Annotated in this window: 15 protein-coding genes, 1 pseudogene and 1 riboswitch; of the genes and pseudogenes, 4 read left to right on the forward strand and 12 right to left on the reverse strand. The window is 69.9% G+C overall.

Annotated elements, in window-relative coordinates; genetic code table 11:
• Nucleotides 1–69 precede the first annotated feature (69 nt).
• Together nrdI and nrdH are read right to left on the reverse strand one after the other, a co-directional pair.
• Nucleotides 70–462, reverse strand: coding sequence for a class Ib ribonucleoside-diphosphate reductase assembly flavoprotein NrdI (gene nrdI / locus ABLG96_RS01515; protein WP_353649665.1), 393 nt, complete (start codon nt 460–462; stop codon nt 70–72).
• A 10-nt stretch (nt 463–472) separates the two neighbouring features.
• A complete protein-coding gene (gene nrdH / locus ABLG96_RS01520; RefSeq protein ID WP_353649666.1) occupies nt 473–730 on the reverse strand; it encodes a glutaredoxin-like protein NrdH in 258 nt (85 codons plus the stop codon).
• A 263-nt stretch (nt 731–993) separates the two neighbouring features.
• On the opposite strand from nrdH, the gene ABLG96_RS01525 reads away from it, so the two are divergent.
• Nucleotides 994–1176 carry a hypothetical protein gene (locus ABLG96_RS01525; RefSeq protein WP_353649667.1) on the forward strand — a complete coding sequence of 61 codons (183 nt, stop codon included), beginning with the start codon at nt 994–996 and terminating at the stop codon, nt 1174–1176.
• 58 nt (nt 1177–1234) lie between these two features.
• Here the strand turns inward: ABLG96_RS01525 and ABLG96_RS01530 are convergent, their stop codons facing one another.
• From ABLG96_RS01530 to ABLG96_RS01570, 9 genes and pseudogenes are all read right to left on the reverse strand, one after another.
• On the reverse strand, nt 1235–2089 hold the full coding sequence (locus ABLG96_RS01530) for an ECF transporter S component (RefSeq protein ID WP_353649668.1): 855 nt from the start codon (nt 2087–2089) through the stop codon (nt 1235–1237).
• A complete protein-coding gene (locus tag ABLG96_RS01535; protein WP_353649669.1) occupies nt 2086–3744 on the reverse strand; it encodes an ATP-binding cassette domain-containing protein in 1659 nt (552 codons plus the stop codon). Before ABLG96_RS01535 ends, ABLG96_RS01530 begins: the two co-directional genes overlap by 4 nt.
• A complete protein-coding gene (locus tag ABLG96_RS01540) occupies nt 3741–4913 on the reverse strand; it encodes an energy-coupling factor transporter transmembrane component T (RefSeq protein ID WP_353649670.1) in 1173 nt (390 codons plus the stop codon). Before ABLG96_RS01540 ends, ABLG96_RS01535 begins: the two co-directional genes overlap by 4 nt.
• The gene (locus ABLG96_RS01545; protein WP_353649671.1) at nt 4914–6281 is read right to left on the reverse strand and encodes a hypothetical protein; all 1368 of its coding nucleotides are present in this window, start codon (nt 6279–6281) and stop codon (nt 4914–4916) included.
• 86 nt (nt 6282–6367) lie between these two features.
• Nucleotides 6368–9067, reverse strand: a complete 2700-nt coding sequence (locus ABLG96_RS01550; protein ID WP_353649672.1) for an LPXTG cell wall anchor domain-containing protein — start codon at nt 9065–9067, stop codon at nt 6368–6370.
• Nucleotides 9068–9274: 207 nt separating this feature from the next.
• Nucleotides 9275–9343: riboswitch (cobalamin riboswitch) on the reverse strand.
• A gap of 119 nt (nt 9344–9462) precedes the next feature.
• Nucleotides 9463–10017 carry a flagellar hook-length control protein FliK gene (locus ABLG96_RS01555; protein WP_353649673.1) on the reverse strand — a complete coding sequence of 185 codons (555 nt, stop codon included), beginning with the start codon at nt 10015–10017 and terminating at the stop codon, nt 9463–9465.
• A gap of 114 nt (nt 10018–10131) precedes the next feature.
• Nucleotides 10132–10977: an SDR family NAD(P)-dependent oxidoreductase gene (locus tag ABLG96_RS01560; protein ID WP_353649674.1), complete on the reverse strand. Its 846-nt coding sequence runs from the start codon at nt 10975–10977 to the stop codon at nt 10132–10134.
• The gene (locus ABLG96_RS01565) at nt 10974–11897 is read right to left on the reverse strand and encodes an alpha/beta fold hydrolase (RefSeq protein WP_353651350.1); all 924 of its coding nucleotides are present in this window, start codon (nt 11895–11897) and stop codon (nt 10974–10976) included. Before ABLG96_RS01565 ends, ABLG96_RS01560 begins: the two co-directional genes overlap by 4 nt.
• Nucleotides 11877–13367 (reverse strand): annotated as a pseudogene (locus ABLG96_RS01570) (NAD(P)/FAD-dependent oxidoreductase); the annotation flags it as partial. The pseudogene ABLG96_RS01570 and the gene ABLG96_RS01565, both read right to left, overlap by 21 nt.
• Before the next feature lie 97 nt (nt 13368–13464).
• On the opposite strand from ABLG96_RS01570, the gene ABLG96_RS01575 reads away from it, so the two are divergent.
• The 3 genes from ABLG96_RS01575 to ABLG96_RS01585 all read left to right on the forward strand — a co-directional run bounded on the left by ABLG96_RS01575 (nt 13465) and on the right by ABLG96_RS01585 (nt 16230).
• Entirely contained in the window at nt 13465–14088 is a 624-nt protein-coding gene (locus tag ABLG96_RS01575; protein ID WP_353649675.1) for a TetR/AcrR family transcriptional regulator, read from the forward strand.
• A 146-nt stretch (nt 14089–14234) separates the two neighbouring features.
• Nucleotides 14235–15227 carry a DMT family transporter gene (locus ABLG96_RS01580; RefSeq protein WP_353649676.1) on the forward strand — a complete coding sequence of 331 codons (993 nt, stop codon included), beginning with the start codon at nt 14235–14237 and terminating at the stop codon, nt 15225–15227.
• Between the two features lie 175 nt (nt 15228–15402).
• Nucleotides 15403–16230: an APH(3') family aminoglycoside O-phosphotransferase gene (locus ABLG96_RS01585; RefSeq protein ID WP_353649677.1), complete on the forward strand. Its 828-nt coding sequence runs from the start codon at nt 15403–15405 to the stop codon at nt 16228–16230.
• A 266-nt stretch (nt 16231–16496) separates the two neighbouring features.
• Here ABLG96_RS01585 and ABLG96_RS01590 read toward each other — a convergent pair whose 3' ends face one another.
• Complete coding sequence (locus tag ABLG96_RS01590; protein ID WP_353649678.1) at nt 16497–18122, reverse strand: EAL domain-containing protein; 1626 nt, start codon at nt 18120–18122, stop codon at nt 16497–16499.
• Nucleotides 18123–18135 lie beyond the last annotated feature (13 nt).

Here is an 18135-nt window from a genome sequence, read left to right on the forward strand (position 1 = left end):
TCGTGTCGCCGTCGAAAGCCGAGCCACCGGTGGTGACGTCTGTGACGGTGTTGTCGACCGCAGTTGTTGCTACCACAGCTGTTCCAATCCCTCGCGGACCCGCAGGACGTCGTCCTGGGTGCCCATCAGTTCGAAGTTGTACAGGTGCGGGACCTGGCACTTGTGCGCCACGACCCTGCCTGCGAGGCAGTAGGTACTGCCGAAGTTGGTGTTGCCCGCGGCGATGACGCCGCGGACCAGAGCTCTGTTGCCGGTGTGGTTCAGAAAGCGGATGACCTGCTTGGGTACGGCACCCCGCCCGTCGCCTCCCCCATAGGTGGGGGTGACGAGGACGAAGGGGTCATCGACGTGCAGTTCCTCGTCGATGCTGCGCACGGGGATCCGCCGGGCTTCGAGGTCGAGCTTGTCGACGAACCGGCGGGTGTTCTCCGACACCGACGAAAAGTAGACGAGGCCGGACATGGGACGGATGTCAGGCGACGGAGAGGGCAGCCGCGGGGGCAGCGACTGCGGCGAGTGCCTTGATCCGGTCGGGGCGGAAGCCGGACCAGTGGTCGCGATCCGCGAACACCACCGGGGCGCTCACGTAGCCGAGGGCCTTGATGGAGTCCAGGGCCTGCTCGTCCTGGGTGATGTCCACGACGGTGTACTTCAGGCCGGCCTTGTCCATGGCCCGGTAGGTGGCGTCGCACTGCACGCAGGACGGCTTGGTGAAGACGGTGATGGACATGATGGAGAGCCTTTCGGTGACTGCGTGCTGCTGGCTGGCGGGGTGGCCGTGGGAGCGAACCGGGGTGGTGACGGCGTATCGACACTGGTGTTGGCCGGTGCGAGTGTGCGGTCCCCGTGCGCCTGGTCCCGTTGGAATCACAGCGCTGAAATTACATGCTTGGTGGTCCGGATGACACTACACCTAGTGGTGCCGGACTGGGAACACCCCAAGATCATCGTTTTGTCCGTGGTGCGCCCCGTCGCCCGAGAGGGCGGTGGTCCGTGACGGAGCGTCGCTCCGCCACTCGTTCGGGCGGCCGGATCCCGGTCGATGAAGCGCTCGCCTGCCATCCCCACATCGTGCTCGCAGGGTCCGACAGTGGCCCCCAGCAGGGACGGGACCCGTCGACGGTCGAGGAGGATCTCGACGCGTTCGTTCCCCGGTTGCTCGATCACCGGATGTGACGGCGGTCGAGCGACGCAGGGGCCGAGACCGCGTCGTGTCGGAACCGGTGGAAGTTCGTCACCGGGGGAGGGCAGGCAGGAATTGCGGGCTCGGGTCGAAGCGGGCCTTGCGGACCGCGCGGCGCAGGACTGCCAGCACCGGGGGCCCGAGGACGATCAGCGCGACAGTGTTGGTGATGGCGCGGCCCATGTCCCAGGTGAGGGTCGAGGTGATCAGGGTGAAGCGCAGGAACCGCTCCAGGTTCTCGCCGATGGAAGCGCCCGGCAGGTAGGCGAAGGCGGCGTTGTCGCCCATGGTCCCGCCCGTGATGAAAGGCCAGAACCACATGTTCATCAGCGCGCCGAACAGCAGTGCCGAGAGGACGCCGTAGGCCGCCAGCATCGCGATCTCCCGCCGGCCGCGGATCAACCTGCTGCCGATCCGATCCGGCAGCAGGCCGGCGAACATCCCGACCCAGGCACTGGTCATCATCTGGAACGGCAACCACGGTCCGACACCGGCGGTCAGCAGCGCCGAGGCGAACAACGAGGTGCAACCCAACACGAACCCGAACCCGGGCCCGAAGACCCGGCCGGCCAGGATCAGCAGGAAGAACACCGTCTCGATACCGCTGGTCCCCGCGCCCAGCGGACGGAGCGCGGCGTTCACCGCGGACAACACGCCCAGCATGGCCAGTGCCTTGGCGTCCATCCCGCCATCGGAGAGTTGCACCAGCACGATCAACACCAGCACCGGCAGGATCGCCATGAAGATGAACGGTGCATCGTTGGTGTGCTGACTGGACGACGGTGCCGCCCCGATGAACAGCGGCCAGAGGAACATCGCCAGCGCCAGGACCGAGACGACGGCAAGGAGGTTGGCGGTCCGTCCGGTGATCCGGATGGCCCGTGCGCGGACGTCGGGAGTCGTCACGAGGGGGCTCCGACGGTGTGCAGGGCTGCGGTCACCTGGTCGACGGTCAGCCAGCGCTGCGGCGCCAGGACCTTCGCCACCTGAGGCGCGAACGCGGGTGACGCGGCGAGCACCTGCGCGGTCGGGCCGTCGGCGACGATCTCGCCGACGGCCATCACCAGCGTCCGGTCGGAGACGGTTGCCGCGAACTCGACGTCGTGGGTGGAGACCGCGATCGCATGACCGTCGGCGGCCAGCGCCCGCAGGGTGCGCGCCAGGGCGGATTTGGCGGGGTAGTCGAGCCCGCGGGTCGGTTCGTCGAGCAGGATGACCCGTGGCCGCGCCGTGAGTTGGACGGCGAGCACCAGCGACAGTCGTTGTCCCTCGGACAGATCGCGGGGATGGCGCGCCGGCGGGATGCCGGGCGTCAGCCGGCGCATCAGCTCCGCGCAGGTACCGGGCGTCGCCCCGGACTCGACGTCGGCGGCCGCGCACTCCGCTTCCACCGACTCCAGGTACAGCAGGTCGCTCGCTGTCTGGGGCACCAGCCCGACGAGCCCGCGGGTGGCGCGGCCGCGTCCGGTCAGGCCGGTTCCGGGGCCGAGGCGTTCACCGTCCACCGTCACGGTGCCCGCGCGCCGTGCACCGACACCGGTGAGCGCCCAGAACAGACTGGACTTGCCGGATCCGTTGCGCCCCATCACCGCTGCGACCTCACCACCGTGCAGTGCGACGTCCACACCGCGCACCGCGACGACCGCGCCGTAGGTCACGGTGATCGCCCGCCCGGACAGCAGGTTCCGCTCGACGGCAGGAGCTGCAGGAGCGTCCAGCAGGCGGGGGAAGGACTCCGGATCGAGACCACTCAGCCAGGACCGCACGTCGGCCGCCCGCGTCCGAGCGGCCCGGATGGTGAGCGGCAACGGATCCCAGCCGACAGCGCGACCGAGCCCGACCAGCGGCGGTACCAGCGCTGCCGTCAGCGCCACCGTCGCCGGGGATCCGTCGAGGACGGTGCCGTCACCGGGCAGGGAGAGCATCCGATCGGCATACCCGATCACCCGCTCCATCCGGTGCTCGGCGACGATCACCGTCACCCCGAGGTCGTGCACGAGTCGCAGCAGTGCGGCCAGCACCTCCTCGGCGCTCGTCGGATCCAGCGCGCTCGTCGGCTCGTCGAGCACCAGGACCCGGGGACCGGCGGTGAGTACGGACCCGATGGCCACCCGCTGCTGTTGGCCACCGGACAGCGACCGCAGCGGTCGGTCCCGCAGGTCGGCGACACCCAGTAGATCGAGGGTCTCCTCGACCCGGGTCCGCATCGCCTGCGGGGGGATGCCGATCTGTTCCATGGCATAGGCCAGTTCCTCCTCCACCGTGTCGGTGACGAAACCGGCGAGCGGGTCCTGCCCGACCATGCCGACCAGATCGGCCAGCTCGCGCGGCGGATGCTGATGGGTGTCGCGGCCGTCGATGACCACCCGACCGTGCAGCGTGCCGCCGGTGAAGTGTGGGAACAGTCCGTTGATCGCCTGCAGCAGAGTCGATTTGCCGGCGCCGGTACGACCGGTGACGAGGATGAACTCACCCTCACCGATCTCCAGGTGGAGGTCGCGGACGACGGGCGTGGGAGCCTCGGCATGCTGCAGGGTGACGTGATCGAACCGGATCGTCATCGGGCGAGTTCCTCGATCCTGGTCGGCGTCCGTGCCCGCGGAACGCCGGTCGGGGCATCGGGAGCCGGGGGTGCGGCCAGCGCGAGCAGACCCACCAGAACGGCCAGCACCGATGCCCAGCCGATGACCGGCCACTCCGGCGGGAAGAGGCTGGGATGGACCTGCACCGGATCGTTGCTCTCGACGGTGATCATCCCCGCCGCGACCAGCACGCCACTGGCCGTGACACCGGCCTCGGCGAGTCGCCACCGGTCCGGTCGGTACCGGGTCCGCGGCGAACGAAGACCGGCGAAGTGGATGCCGCCGGCCGCGATCATGAGGCCGCCCAGCATCATCGGGGCGCCGAGATACGCGGGTGCGTCGGTGTCGAAGATCGCGTACACGCCGACGAGCAGGCCCAGCACGCCCAGGGTCAGCAGAAGCGCCGACAGTCGCCGCGCGGCGCGCGGGACGGCCAGCCGGCGGCCGAAGCCGCGGGACTCCATCGCGGCGGCCAACGCCAGCGAGCGGTCCAGCGCATCGGCCAGCACGGGCACGATGACGGCCCGCACCACCTGCCGGCGTCGGCGACCCCGGCCGCCCCTGCGGCCTTCGGGAGTGACGGCGGTGGTGCGCAGGGCCCTGGCCCGACCCACCCGCTGCACCGATTCGGCCAACTGCGGGAAGACCGACATCGCCACCACCAGCACGGTCGAGATCTCGCCGAGTGCCGCCGGCAGCCCGGCCAGCAGTCGTTTGGGGTTGGCGAGCGCGTTGGCCGCGCCGACGCAGATCACCATGGTGGCCAGCCGCAGGCCGTCGTACGCCGCGGAGACGACCGCCTCGGCGCTGACATCGCCGAGCAGAGTGGCGCCCCAGAACCACTGCGGCAGTTGGAGAGTGGGCAGGGTGAACAGGATCGTGGCACCGTCGGCGCTGAAGACGATCCGGAAGACCACCCGCAGCACGACGATGAACGCCCCGGCCATCACGTACAGCCGGAACGACAGTGCCCACGGTGCGCTGCTGCGCCGCAGGGCGACGACCAGCCCGGCCACTCCGATGATCAGCAGCAGCAGCGCCGGGTTGGTGGTGCGACTGGCGGCGGTCGCCGAACCCAACGCCCAGAGCCACCACGCACCGGGATGCACGGTACGTGGGAGCGGCCGGGCGAGGGTCGTTGTCGACACTCAGGCACCGTCGCCGCGACGCCGCCGGGCGATGACGAAGGCTGCGCCGCCCGCGATCAGGGCAAGGACCAGGACACCGATCACCGGCCAGGGCGAGGACGACCCGGGCGCTGTCCGGGTGGCCGCCAGGTCGGGATTCGTTGCGGGACCGGGGGTTCTGCTGACTGCAAGCGTGGTACCGGAGACACCTCCCGATCCGGTGGAGGGTTGCACTCCGCCGCGGCTCGGGGCTCCCGAGCCGGAGTCGGCGGTGGGTCGCGACAGCGACGTGCTGTCGGAGGGGTTACCGGAGTCGGTCGCCGAACCCGAGGGAACGACTCTGTTCGGCGACGGCGACGGCGACGGCGACGGCGCTGCGGTCGCGGAGCCGCCGGTCGGTGATGCCCTGGTCACCGCACCCGGCGAGCTCGTCATCGTCGGCGGGGCGTCGGTGTCGGGGGGATCGGCGGATGGCGGCGCGGCCGCGGTCGGATCAGCGCCACCAGCGCTGGTGTCCGGAGTCGGTCTCGGGGCGGTCGGTGTTGCACCGGGGTCGCCCGTGGCCCGGGGAGGGGTCGTGACGCGGGTCGTCGGCTGCAGAATCGTCGTCCGGGAGGTGGTGGTGGGGCGCGCAGTCGTGGGCCGGGCTGTCGAGATGAGTGCTGTCGAGGTGAGTGCCGGGGTGGGGAGCGCTGTCGTGACGCGCGGGGTGGTGGGCTGTGTCGTCGTGGGCGGTGTCGTCGTGGGTGGTGTCGTCGTCGGTGGTGTCGTCGCGGGCGGAGCCGGTCGGGTGGTGGGAGCCGGTCGGGTGGTGGGAGCCGGCGCCGTCGTCGTCGGCGGCGCGGGAGCCGCCAGGGTGGTGTCGACGCGAGGCGGCGGGTTCGTGTCGGCGGTCCTGTTCAGGGAGAACGACCAGCCCTCGAAGCCGCCCAGCCGGGCCCTGGACGAGGCAATGCCCAACGAGCTGTAGGCCCAGGAGCCGTTCTCCGACGCCTGCCAGTACGCCCAGTACGCCCGCGCCGGCGAGGTGTTGACGCACTGCTCGTGGTAGCCGCCACCGTTGACCGGGAGCGACTCGGAAGCGCTGGGGCGACCGAGGATCCGGCAGACGAACGCCGAACCGAAACGGGCGTTGCCGTCGAAGGCGATGCCTGCCGCACGCAGCGCAGCGATGCCGTTCGCGTCCGCCTGCAGACCGTGCGCGCAGCGAACGACCGTGCTGCCGCCCAGCTCCTGGAAGTCGATCACCACCGTCACCGAGGAGGTGTCGCCGGATGTGCAGCGCCCGTCGGAGAAGGAGGCGGCCACGCGCACCTGCGGCACCGGCGAGGCGACGGCGACGGGCCCGAGCCCTGCTGAGCTTGCGAGCAGGGGAGCGATCAGCAGCACGGCAGCAGCAAGAAGTCGGAGCGCGGCTCCGGACGCCCTCCGCGCGCACCGAGGGAATGCGGGAGAACTGTTGCAGGACCCCAGTATCACGACAGGTGGCCACCGGAGCGGGAGCGCGTCCGTCGTCGGCCGAGCACCAGTAGTGCTGCTCCGAACAGCACCAGCAGCCCTCCGATGATCAGCAGGGTGTGCAGCCCCTCCGACACTCCAGTGTTCGGCAGCGGGGTGCTCGCCGGGTCGACGGGCGTGGTGATCGGGGCGGGCGTCGATGATGCGATCCTGTCCGTCGCTGCAGTCGCGGCCGTGACGGTGAGCGCCACGGCAGCGACGAAACCTCCTGCGGTGAGGACGATCTCGTGCTGTCCTGGGGCGGTCCCCGCGGGGATGCGCACCGTCAGCGAGCCGTCGCCGACAGCGTCGGTGACCAGCGTCCCGAGGAGCACCGGGGTCGAGTGCAACTCCACCCGGTGCCGGGTTCCGATGAACGCACCGGTGACGGTGACGGTCACCGAGCCGCCGGCGACGACCGTGCCGGTGCTGAGCGAGATCGATCCGGGGAACGGCGCAGCACTGCTGGTCCCCCCACCCGGGCTCGAGGTGGTCGGCGCCGTCCGAGTGGCCGAGGGCACAGCGGTGGAAAGTGCGGTGGTGGAGGGCGCAGTGGCCGACGGTGCGGTGGTGGCGGGTGCGGTGGTGGCGGGTGCGGTGGTGGCGGGTGCGGTGGTGACGGGTGCGGTGGTGGAGGATGCGGTGGTGACGGGTGCACCGGTGGACGGGGCTGTCATCGAACCGGCCGTGGTGGGAGTCGTGCTGGGGGCCGAGGACGTGGTCGTGGGCGCGCAGATCGGAGCAGCCGGCAGGGCCGGCTGAGCTGCGACGGCGGTGATCCGGTCGAGGGACGGCAGGTGGTAGGCGAAGATCGCCTGGGTGGTGGCGCGGATCCACTGGTCCCGGTTGTCGAAGTCCGGCGTGGTGATGGGTGAGTCGAAGCCACCCTCGTTCGAGTAGGCGATCGCTCCGAGATCCTTGTCGGAGAAGCGATTGCCGGTGCCGGCGAGCGTGGCGCACTGCACCTGCAACGAGCTGACGAAGACCGTCATCCTGGCTGTTGCTCCGGGTGCGATCTGCACCCGGTCCAGTGCTTGCGCAGCGAGGCCGGTGTTGTTGGTGTTGATCCCGCCGAAGCTGGACGGCACGCCGCCGTTGGCGCCCTGGATGGACAGCAGATAGGCGCCGGCGTCCTTGATCGACGGGTCGGCGGCCGGGACGTCCGCCGCCGCCAGAGCCTGGATCGCCAGCGCCGTCCCGTCGCCGTCGACACCCGCGCACGGATCGATGCCGTCGTAGCCGTAGGCGCCGAAGTTCTCGTCGCCGACGGTGCTGCACTGCGTGTCCTGGAGCCAGCTGACGGCCGATGCCGGGACGCCTTCGGGGGTGCGGGCCAGGGCATGCACGGCGAGCGAGTGCACGAACGGGAAGTCGGAGCTGCCGAAGCTGCCGTCCGTGTTCAGGGTGCCGCGCAGCTCGGCGATCAGGTCGCGAGGGCCGGCGGTCGACGGGAACGTGGTCGGGTCCAGGCCGGCGACCTGAAGAGCGAGTGCGGTCTTGGCGATGCGGCCGGAATTGTTCGCGGTGTCGTCCGCAGCGCCGAGGTAGTCCTCTCCTGAGCTCCGGATGCGGGTGGCCGTCGAGGTGATCAGATTGCCGCCGACGCCGGCTGCGGACAGGGCGAGCAGGGCGTCGATCGTCAGGCCGTAGTCGGGGTAGTCCACGTTCCCGAACAACCCGTTCGGAGCGTTCGCCAGCTGCTGACCGAGCCAGTGCGCCGCGGCCAACGGGCGGGCGTCGGTGGTGGTCGTGGTCGGCGGGAGGGTCGGGTCAGTGGCCGAGGTGCCGGGGGTGGTGACGGGCGACGTCGAGGTCGTGCCGGTGCTCGAGACCGATGACGCAGCAGTGGACTGCTCGATCGACGGAGCAGTGCTGGGGGCGCTGCTCGAGGTGTCGGAGGCGCTGGAGGTGTCGGGCGGGCTCGATGTGCTGGATCCGGCGGACGCACCGGAGCTCGCGGATGTGCTGCTCGTCGGTGAGCTGCTGGTCGACGGCGCCTCCGACGATCCCTCCGATGGGGGCGCCGCCGCATGGTCGCCGAGCTCGGCCAACGCGATACGTGGGGTGCGGTTCGGTGCGTCCGGCTGGATCTGGAACAGCACTGCGCTGCCGACGGGAACGGGTGCACCGTTGTCGACGCCGGTGGAGGCGTCGTTCCAGCCGGTGACCTCCGCACCGGGGAAGGTGCCGGTGTCGGTGGAGGTGAACATGCTCCAGTAGGCGCCGCGGTAGGTCGTGCAGTCCGACGGCGACGGCAGTGCCCCGTCGATCTCGCAGACGAAGGCAGCCGACCCGAGGTCGAAGCCGGCCGCGACGAACGCGGCCCGGATGTTCGGCTGGGCGCCCGGCGCGCAGCCGATCTTCACCGGCGCTGCGGTGTCGGCGTCCGTGACCGCGAAGTCGACCACCGCGGTCACCCCGCTGCCGGGTGCGCAGGCGGCGCCCACGACGGTCGACGGGGCTGCGACGTCCGACGGGGCTGCGACATCCGACGGGGCTGCGGCGTTCGATGGGACTGCGATGTCCGACGGGGCTGCGGCGTTCGCCGGCCCGGACGGCACGAGCAGCCCGACGATCAGCACCAGGGTGCTGAGCAGCGAGGTCAGCGGTGCACCCCAGTGCGGCGCGGCGCGGTGGCTGCCCACTCGCGGAACGGTGGGGTTGCGGACGTTGAGCACGGGCGGACCTTTCGCGGGCGGAGGCCGACTGGTCCCGCGCGCGGCTGGTCGTCGGCGGCCGCGCCCGCGGAGGACGACGAAACCCCGCTGCTCACAGGCACTTCCGACGGAATCGGAAACCCGGAGGGCGGGGTCGGCACGCGCACCGACAGCCGGTGCTCGGGCCCACCCTGCGTTCCACGACAGAGAGAGCGAGCCCGATCCTCAGTGATCCGACTTCCACCGACTGCTCGGTGGTCACGGTTGCGGGACAGCGCCGGATTCACACCGGCTTCCCTGAGAACGGATCGGGACGTGCCCTGCTCGGGCACGGCCGAACCATACACATCTCCGGTCGTCAGCTGTCAATCCGGCATCGGAGTGCGGCCGCCGCTCAGCCTGCGCCGTGTCCGTGGTCAGCCGACGCGTTTCGCGGTGAATCGCGGTGCCGGGTTCGTGGAGGCGGACTTGTTCAACGAGAAGGACCAGCCCTCGAAGCCACCCAGCTTCACCTTCGCGGTGGAGGCCCCGTAGCTCGAGTACGCCCAGGCTCCGCCGTTCGTCGCCTGCCAGTACCCCCAGTAGGCCGCGGTGGGAGGGGTCCGTCCACAGCTCTCCGTGTACGGCTTCCCGCCGACGGTCAACGACTCGGTGGCAGACGGACGGTTCAGCAGCCGACAGAGGAACGCCAGGCCGTACTGCGCGGTGCCGACGGGATTGACGCCGGCGGCCTGCACCGCTGCCAGACCGGTCGAGGTCGCCGTCAGACCGCTGACGCACCTGACGACGGGAGCCGTCAGCGGGTTGTTCAGGTTCTGCACGTCGATGACCACCGTGACCTTCGTGGTGTCGGCGACCTTACAGACGCCCGCGGTCCAGGAGGTCGCGGCGAGCGCAGGCGGTGCGGTGGCAACGGTCCCGGTGAGGACGGCCGCGGCGACGCCACCACAGGTGATCAGCGCGGCCGTCATGCGACGGAGGCGAGAGGAGAGGAGCACCGGCGCACGGTACCGCAGCGGGCTGGTCCCGACGACAGGGCGTTGCGCAGCAGGCGGTCTCAGCCCAGGGTGCCGCCTCAGGTGGTCTCAGCTCCGACGGACCCGAGCCAGCAACGTGTCGTAGGACCCGGGAGCGGCCCTGGCGAGGATGTCGGGAATCCGTGCCGACCAGCCGATCAGCACCCGCGGCTTGCGGTGCTCGATCCCCGCGATGATCTGCGCCGCAGCGTCGTCCGGCGAGATCGTCAGCAGCTTGTCCATCCCGGCGCGCGCCCGCTCGGTGTCCGCACCGGCCAGCTTCGCCGGGATCCTGGCGGACTTCGCGACCGAGGTGGCGATGCCGCCCGGGTACACGCAGGTGACCCCGACTCCTTGTGGGGCGAGCTCCTGGCGCAGGCACTCGGTGAATCCGCGGACGGCGAACTTGCTGGTGCTGTACGCACTCTGGCCGGCGGGCGCGATGATGCCGAACACACTGGAGATGTTGACGAGGTGCGCGCCACGATGGCTCACCAACACCGGCAGCAGGTGATGGGTCAGGGTGATCACCGCGCGGAGGTTTATGTCCAGCAACCAGTGGAACTCCTCGAGCGACAGGTCCGCGAACCTCCCGCCCATGGCCACCCCGGCATTGTTGATGAGCAGGGTGGTCTCCGGGTGCTCGCTCGCGAGTGTGGCGCCGACCGCGCGGGTGGCGGCGTCGTCACCGAGATCGATCTCGACGGACTCGATCCGCAGCGCCGGCCGCGAACCGCGCAGTTCGGCGACCATCCTGGCCAACCCGTCCGCATCGCGGTCCAGCAACACCAGGTGTGATCCGCGGGCTGCGAGCTGTCGCGCGACGGCTGCCCCGATCCCGCCGGCCGCCCCGGTGATGATCGCGGTTCCTCCGGTGAAGCGGTAGGGATTCCTGCTGCGGGACAACAACTTCATGAAGTCTCCTGGAGCTCTGGCTGGGCACGGTGGTCAGTGAGGAAGTTCCCGACGAGTGTCGCGAACTCGTCGGCGCGCTCGATCTGCGGGAAGTGCCCGGTGTCCGGGAACAGATGGAACCGGCTGTGCGGCAGAGCCTCTCGAGCAGCCTCGAGATGCGACGGCGGAAGAATCAGATCCTTGTCACCCCACAGCACGAGGGTGGGAATGCGCAGCGGAGCCAGCCGGGCCAGCAGGTCGCGGCGCCATCCGGGACGGATCCCGCGGACGGTGCCGAGCTCGCGGAGAAGCTGGAGCATCGTGGTCGCGCTGTGCGGGCGGGACGCCAGCGCGAGAGTCGCGTCGATCCGCTGCGGGGTGATGAACGACCGGTCACGGAAGCAGCCCCTCAGCGTGTCGATCGCGGCGGACCGGCGAGGTCGCAAGAGGAGCCGACCGAGCGGGCGGATCGCCAGGACGCGCAAGGCCACGGCGACCTCGGCCCCGAACCCTGCGGCGTCCGCCAGTACCAGCGCCCGCACCTGCTGCGGACGGTCAGCGGCGAAGCGCATCGCAACGGCGCCACCGAGGGAGTTCCCGACCAGCTGCACCGGGCCGTCGACGCCCAACTCCTCAAGCAGTGCAGCGACAGCGTCGGCCAGCCCCCGCACCGATGCCGGCCGGGGGAGCGGATCGGACCAACCGAAACCAGGCAGGTCCAGACTGATCACCTGGTACTGCCCGGACAGCCTCTCGTGCTGCTCGTCCCAGTCGTCGAGGCTGCGGCCGATGCCGTGCAGCAGCACCAGCGGCGCGCCGGTCCCGGTGACGCGGCAGCGGATCGTCCGGCCGTCGACCTCGGTCCGCCGAGTGCCGGGCCGCTGGGTGCCGACCGCGTGGCCGAACTCGACCTCGTCGTCGAGCGAGCCGTGTCGCAGCATCTTCAGGTCGCGCAGATAGTTGTGCGGCATCGTCCACGGGGCCTTGGTGCCCTGTTTCGGCAGCTTGTCGATCCCGCGCCGCACGTACCCGGAGTTGAGATCGATCAATGGGCGCAGCGCACCCTGCTCGGCCTGGGTCCGGAGCTCACTGCTCGCCCGCGGCGTCACGGTGTGGTAGCCGCGATCGCGCAGGTGGTTCAGCAGGCGGCACACGTACTCCGCCACCAGATCGGCGCGCAGCGTCCAGGACGCGTTGGTGTACCCCAGTGTCAGCGCGAAGTTCGGGACACCGGAGAGCATCATGCCCTTGTAGGCCGGAGTGCGTGCCGCGACGACCGGCTCGCCGTCGACCACGAGTGTCATCCCGCCGAGCGCCTGGAGCGTGAGACCCGTTGCGGTGATGGTGATGTCGGCATCCAGTCGGTCGCCGGAGCCGAGCACGACACCGGCGCCGTCGAAGTGGTCGATGGTGTCGGTGAGCACCGTTGCCCGTCCTGAACGGATGCTCTTGAAGAAGTCGCCGTCCGGCACGAAGCACAACCGCTGGTCCCACGGCTCGTAGCGGGGAGTGAAGTGTCGATCGACGTCGAAACCCTGCGGCAGTTGGCGCTTCGCGGCCCCCTTGATTGCGGCCCGCACCTTCACCGGGCGCCGCCGGGCGAGCTGGAAGGCCAGCATGGAGATGGCGATGTGCTTCCAGCGGACGATGCTGTGCGCGAGCCGGCGCGGCACCTTGCCGTGCAACTTCTCGACCCAGGAGTCGGTGGACGGGATCCGCGCGACGTACGTGGGTGAGCGTTGGAGCATGGTGACTGATGCCCCCTGGGCGGCCAGGGCCGGGACGAGGGTCACCGCGGTGGCGCCGCTGCCGATGACGACCACGCGTTTGCCGTCGACGTCGAGATCCGCCGGCCAGTGCTGCGGGTGGACGACTGTGCCGTCGAAATCGGCGATCCCGGGCAGCTCGGGGGAGTAGCCGGCGTCGTAGGTGTAGTACCCGGCGCAGACGAACAGGAAGGAGCAACGGATGGTGATCAGTTCCGGAGCCGGGGTGTTTGCGGGTGCCGGGGTGCTGTCGGACCCGTCGGTGATCTCCGCGGTGACTGTCCAGACGGCGGTCGCCGAGTCCCATTCGGCGCGCACGACCCGGTGCCGGTAGCGGATGTGGGATTCGACGCCGTACTCCAGCGCGGTCTCGCGGATGTACTTGCGGATCGCGCCGCCCTGCGCGACTGCCTCGGTCCGGGCCCAGGGACGGAAGGAGTAGCCGAGGGTGAACATGTCGGAGTCGGACCGCACGCCCGGGTAGCGGAACAGGTCCCAGGTGCCTCCTGAGGCGGCGCGCGACTCCAGGATCGCGAACGTCCGGTCCGGCGACTCTCGCCGCAGGTGGCACGCGGCGCCGATGCCGGACAGGCCGGCTCCGACGATCAGCACGTCGACGTCGGCGACGTCAGGGCGGTTCGACATCCGGGGCTCCGATGCTCGCAGGGGACCCAGACTATCAACAGCCTGTCGATTCGTTCAACACGGTGTTGATAGCGCTCGGGCTGGATACAGTCCGGAGATGACTCCACCAGCGGCGGCCCGCGGCCGGCGAAGTGCACGGATGAGCGGGGACGAGCGGGAGCGGGCCATCCTGGCCGCGGCCGAGACGCTGCTCGCAGAGCGAACTCTCGACGAGATCTCGATCGACGAGCTGGCCAGGGCGGCGGGCATCTCCCGGCCGACCTTCTACTTCTACTTCGCCTCCAAGGACGCTGTCCTGCTGCAACTGCTCGATCGGGTGATCGCCGAGGTGGATCGCCGTGGGGCCGAGGTGATCCCCGATCCGGCCGCCCCGTCGCCCGATTTCGCCCGCGCCATCAACGTGTTCGTCGAGGTGTTCTCGGAACACCGTGGGGTGACGGTGGCGACCGTCGCCGCGCGGCTGACCAGCCCGGCGATCCAGGCGCTCTGGTCGGATTCGATGCAGCGTTGGGTCGACCACGTCGCCGCAGTGATCGCCGTTGAGCAGGAGCGGGGCGCCGCACCGCGGGGCATCGATCCCGCGCACCTGTCGACGGCGCTCAACACGATGAACGAGCAGGTGCTCTCGGCCACCTTCACCGGAACGGTGCCGTTCGTCCCGGAGAACGAAGTCGGCGCGGTCCTGCACACCACCTGGCGGCGGGCGATCTACGGAACCTGACGGCGCCCGGCAGGGTCGGCGGAGGTGGGGTGATGACGGCCTTCAGGTCAGCCGGACGCAACTCGGGGTGGGTGCCGGCGGGCGCTCCGGAATGCGATGTCCGGAACCCGCGCGACAGTGTCGGTGGGCGGGCATAGGTTCGCCCGGTGAGCACACCGATGTCCGCCCCGTCCCGGGCGACCCGCCTACCTGCCCTGCCGCTGGTGATGGCAGGCACCACCCTGGTGCTGTGGGCCTCGGCCTTCGTCGCGATCCGGCACCTGCAGGACGTCCCACCTGGCGCCCTGGCGCTGGGGCGGACGGCAGTCGGCACCGTCGTGCTCGCACTGTTCCTGCTCGTCCGCCGGATCAGGACTCGCCGGCCGATGGTGGTGCCGCGGGGTCGGGACTGGCTGCCCGTCGTCACCGTCGGGGTGCTGTGGTTCGGCGTCTACATGGTGGCTCTCAACGCCGCCGAGCAGCGGATCGACGCAGGCACGGCGAGCATGCTGGTCCAGATCTCGCCGATCGTCATCGCGGTGCTGGCCGTGCTGTTCCTGGGCGAGCGACCGCACCGGGGACTGTTCATCGGGCTCGCAGTGGCTTTCACCGGCGTCGTCCTCATCGGATTCGCCACGTCGTCCGGTGACGGCCGCGGCGACCTGCTCGGCGTGCTGCTGGTGCTGCTCGCGGCGGTGGTCTACTCGGTGAGCGTGATCACCCAGAAGCCGGTCCTGGCACGGGTTCCGGCTCTCGACATGACGTTCTTCGCCTGCCTCATCGGCACCGTGGCCTGCCTGCCGTTCAGCGGGCAGCTGGTGTCGGTGATCGACACTGCGCCGGCTGGGAACCTGTGGTGGATCGTCTACCTCGGGGTCTTTCCGACGGCCGTCGCTTTCACCTCCTGGGCGGTGGCACTCACGGCGATGTCTGCGTCCTCATTGGGGGTGACGACCTACTTGGTGCCGCTGATCACCGTCCTGCTGGCGTGGCTGCTGCTCTCCGAGACGCCCCCGTGGCTGGCGTTCGTCGGCGGGGTGCTGTCGTTGGTCGGGGTCGGCATCGCCCGAAGAAGACCAAGGGTCGAACCGGCCCGGCGATCTCACGAGGACGACGCATCTCATCCGCCGCCGGTGCGACGCGGTCGACCCGGGAGGTGAGCTCGGTGGGGGCTGCCGAAACCTCACCACCTCTACAGCGCTCAGCGATCACGCCTGGTAGGACGACAGCGACTGTCTTGCAGGGGAGTCTGGGAGCCGAGCCATCGAGATGTGTTGACGGCAACGCCGAACTGCCGTTCCGACCCGAATACTCGTCTGGCCTAGGGTCGGCTGAATGGATGACCTCCCCCCGAGCGAGGCGCCGCTGCCCGATTTCGGGTGGGTCGCCGTCCGACTCGGCCTGAGTGGGGCGTCCGTACTGCGTAGCACCGACGGCCGGCGGTATCGCAAGTCCGTCAGTGGCGTGCAGGCCCGGACGGATCTGATCGCCGAACGCGATCGTCTGTTCTGGCTCGCCCGGATCGGATTCCCGGCCGCCCGGGTGATCGACTGGACCGAGAACGGCTCAGCATCAACGGCAACGCTGACCACGGCGACAGTGCCGGGAGTGCCGATCTCGAGTGTGTCCGGATCCGATGCCGGGATCGCGACCCGCTCATTGGCGCTGCTGCTGCGGGATCTGCATGCGGTGCCGACCGCGTCGTGCCCGTTCGACCGCACGTTGTCGGTGACGGTCCCGCGGGCGCAGTCGGCCGTCGCCGACGGCCTGGTGGACGTCGATGACTTCGACGCCGAGCGCGGTGGACTACCTCCGTCGCAGGTGCTGCAGCAATTGATCAAGGCTGCTCCCCGCGCAGCCACGGCCGAGTCGGCGGACCTCGTCGTCTGCCACGGTGATGCCTGCCTGCCCAACGTGCTGGTCGATCCGGAGACCTTCCGGCCGACGGGGATCGTCGACGTGGGCCGACTCGGAGTCGCCGACCGGCACAAGGACCTGGCGCTGGCCACTCGCAGCCTGGCCGACCCGGAGCTCAACCCCGCATTCGGACCGAGCTGCGCCGAGCTGTTCGTCGAAACCTATGTCATCGCAACCGGTCTGGAGCCGGCACGGGTGGATCCTGAGCGGATCGCTTTCTACCGGCTGCTGGATGAGTTCTTCTGAGGGAAACGACCGTGGAGTCCGCGAAGGTGGCGGGGAAACGGCCGTGTGGTCCGCGAACGTGGGGCGTAGACGACCGTGTGGTCCGAATGTGGCGCGTACACGACCGTGTGGTCCGCGAAGGTGGCGGGTAAACGACCGTGGAGTCCGCGAAGGTGGCGCGTAAACGACCGTGGCGTCCGCGAACGTGGCGGGTAAACGACCGTGGAGTCCGCGAAGGTGGCGCGTGAACGACCGTGGAGTCCGCGAAGGTGGCGGGTAAACGACCGTCAGGTCAGCGATGGCGGCGTGGCAGCTTCGGTCTCGAGGAGCGCGGTGATCGCCTCGGCTGATTGCGGCACGCCGAACAGGTACCCCTGGGCGCGGGTGAAACCCAGCTCCACCAGGGTTTCTGCCTGCTGCTCTGTCTCGACGCCCTCCACGACCACCGACAGTCCGACGGACTCGACGAGGTGGAAGATCGCGCCGACGAACCGGCGCTGTACCGGGTCCTCGACGATCGTCGAGATCAAGCTGCGATCGACCTTGACGGTGTGGATCGGCAGCCGGCGCAGGTAGGAGATCGATGAGTAGCCGGTGCCGAAATCGTCGATCTGCAGCTGGATTCCCTGCGCCTGCAGATCGGCAAGGGCGTCGGCTCCGACCGGATCCTCGCTCATCAGAACCGATTCGGAGATCTCCAACGCGATGAAGTCGCTGGAGACCTGATAGGTGCTGAGGGTGTTGGCCACGAACTCCGCCAGACCCGGTCTCCGCAGTTCCACCGGAGAGACGTTGAGGTGCATCCGGAACTCGCGATCTCCGATCAGCGGCAGCCAGGCGGCCACCTGGGAGACCGCCGTCCGGGAGACCCACCGTCCGAGGTCGACGATCAGGCCGGATTCCTCGGCGATCCGGATGAACTCCTCGGGCATGATCAACCCGCGGTGCGGATGGTGCCAGCGGACCAGCGCCTCGACCCCGATCAGCCGGCGGCTCGGCAGCGCGATGATCGGCTGGTAGGTCAAGCGAAGGTGGCCGTTGTGGATGGCCGTCCCCAACTCCGAGACCACCCGTAGCCGACGCTGCACCGCATGGTGCATGGCCTGCTCGTAGACCAGAACCCGGGCCCGGCCGTTGGTCTTCGCCTCGTACATGGCGGTGTCGGCGTCGCGCAGCAGCAGGTCGGCGCTGTCCCCGTACTCGGCGATCCGGACACCGATGCTCGCATGCACCCAGACCGAGCGGCCGTGAACGGTCAACGGAACCTTCATCGCCTCGAGCGCCTGGTCGGCGATCTCCACCGCGGCCGCCGATCCGACACCCGGCATGACGATCGCGAACTCGTCACCACCCAACCGGGCGACCGTGTCGACTTCTCGGACGACGGAGTTGAGCCGCCGGGCCACCTCGACGAGGACGGCGTCACCCGCGGTGTGGCCCAGGGAGTCGTTGATGGTCTTGAAGCCGTCCAGGTCGAGCAGCATGACGGCCGGTTGGTCAGCTGCCGGACCGGCCGAGGTGTCGATCGCCTGGCCCACGCGCTCGGCGAACAGTGAACGGTTCGCCAAGCCGGTCAGCGGATCGCGCAGGGCGAGGCGCTCGAGTTCGCTCTGGGCGCGCCGGAGCAGTTCGGTGCGCTCCTCGACCCTGGCCTCCAGCCCCGAGTAGACGTCCTGCAGTTCTTCGGCGAGCAGATTGATCCCGGTGATGACGGCGTCGATCGGGTCCTGGGCCGACGAGGGAGCCAGGCGCGCCGCGAGGTTCCCGGAAGCCAGTTCGACGATCAGCTCGACCAGGTCGGGCAGCCGTTGATCCATCCCGTCAGGGTTCGACGGAACCGGGTGCTCGGCCGCAGCATCCGCGGGCTGGTGCCGGTCTTCACCGGTGGTCCGCGGGTCGTCGTGGTTGGTCACCGCGAACGTCCAC

The organism is Nakamurella sp. A5-74, assembly GCF_040438885.1.
Classification (GTDB): Bacteria; Actinomycetota; Actinomycetes; order Mycobacteriales; family Nakamurellaceae; genus Nakamurella.

Coding starts and splice junctions, on each gene's coding strand:
- nrdI (WP_353649665.1), bottom strand. CDS start 462: ATGTCCGGCCTCGTCTACTTTTCGTCGGTGTCGGAGAACACCCGCCGG.
- nrdH (WP_353649666.1), bottom strand. CDS start 730: ATGTCCATCACCGTCTTCACCAAGCCGTCCTGCGTGCAGTGCGACGCC.
- ABLG96_RS01535 (WP_353649669.1), bottom strand. CDS start 3,744: ATGACGATCCGGTTCGATCACGTCACCCTGCAGCATGCCGAGGCTCCC.
- ABLG96_RS01555 (WP_353649673.1), bottom strand. CDS start 10,017: ATGACGGCCGCGCTGATCACCTGTGGTGGCGTCGCCGCGGCCGTCCTC.
- ABLG96_RS01560 (WP_353649674.1), bottom strand. CDS start 10,977: ATGAAGTTGTTGTCCCGCAGCAGGAATCCCTACCGCTTCACCGGAGGA.
- ABLG96_RS01565 (WP_353651350.1), bottom strand. CDS start 11,897: ATGCTGCGACACGGCTCGCTCGACGACGAGGTCGAGTTCGGCCACGCG.
- ABLG96_RS01575 (WP_353649675.1), top strand. CDS start 13,465: ATGACTCCACCAGCGGCGGCCCGCGGCCGGCGAAGTGCACGGATGAGC.
- ABLG96_RS01585 (WP_353649677.1), top strand. CDS start 15,403: ATGGATGACCTCCCCCCGAGCGAGGCGCCGCTGCCCGATTTCGGGTGG.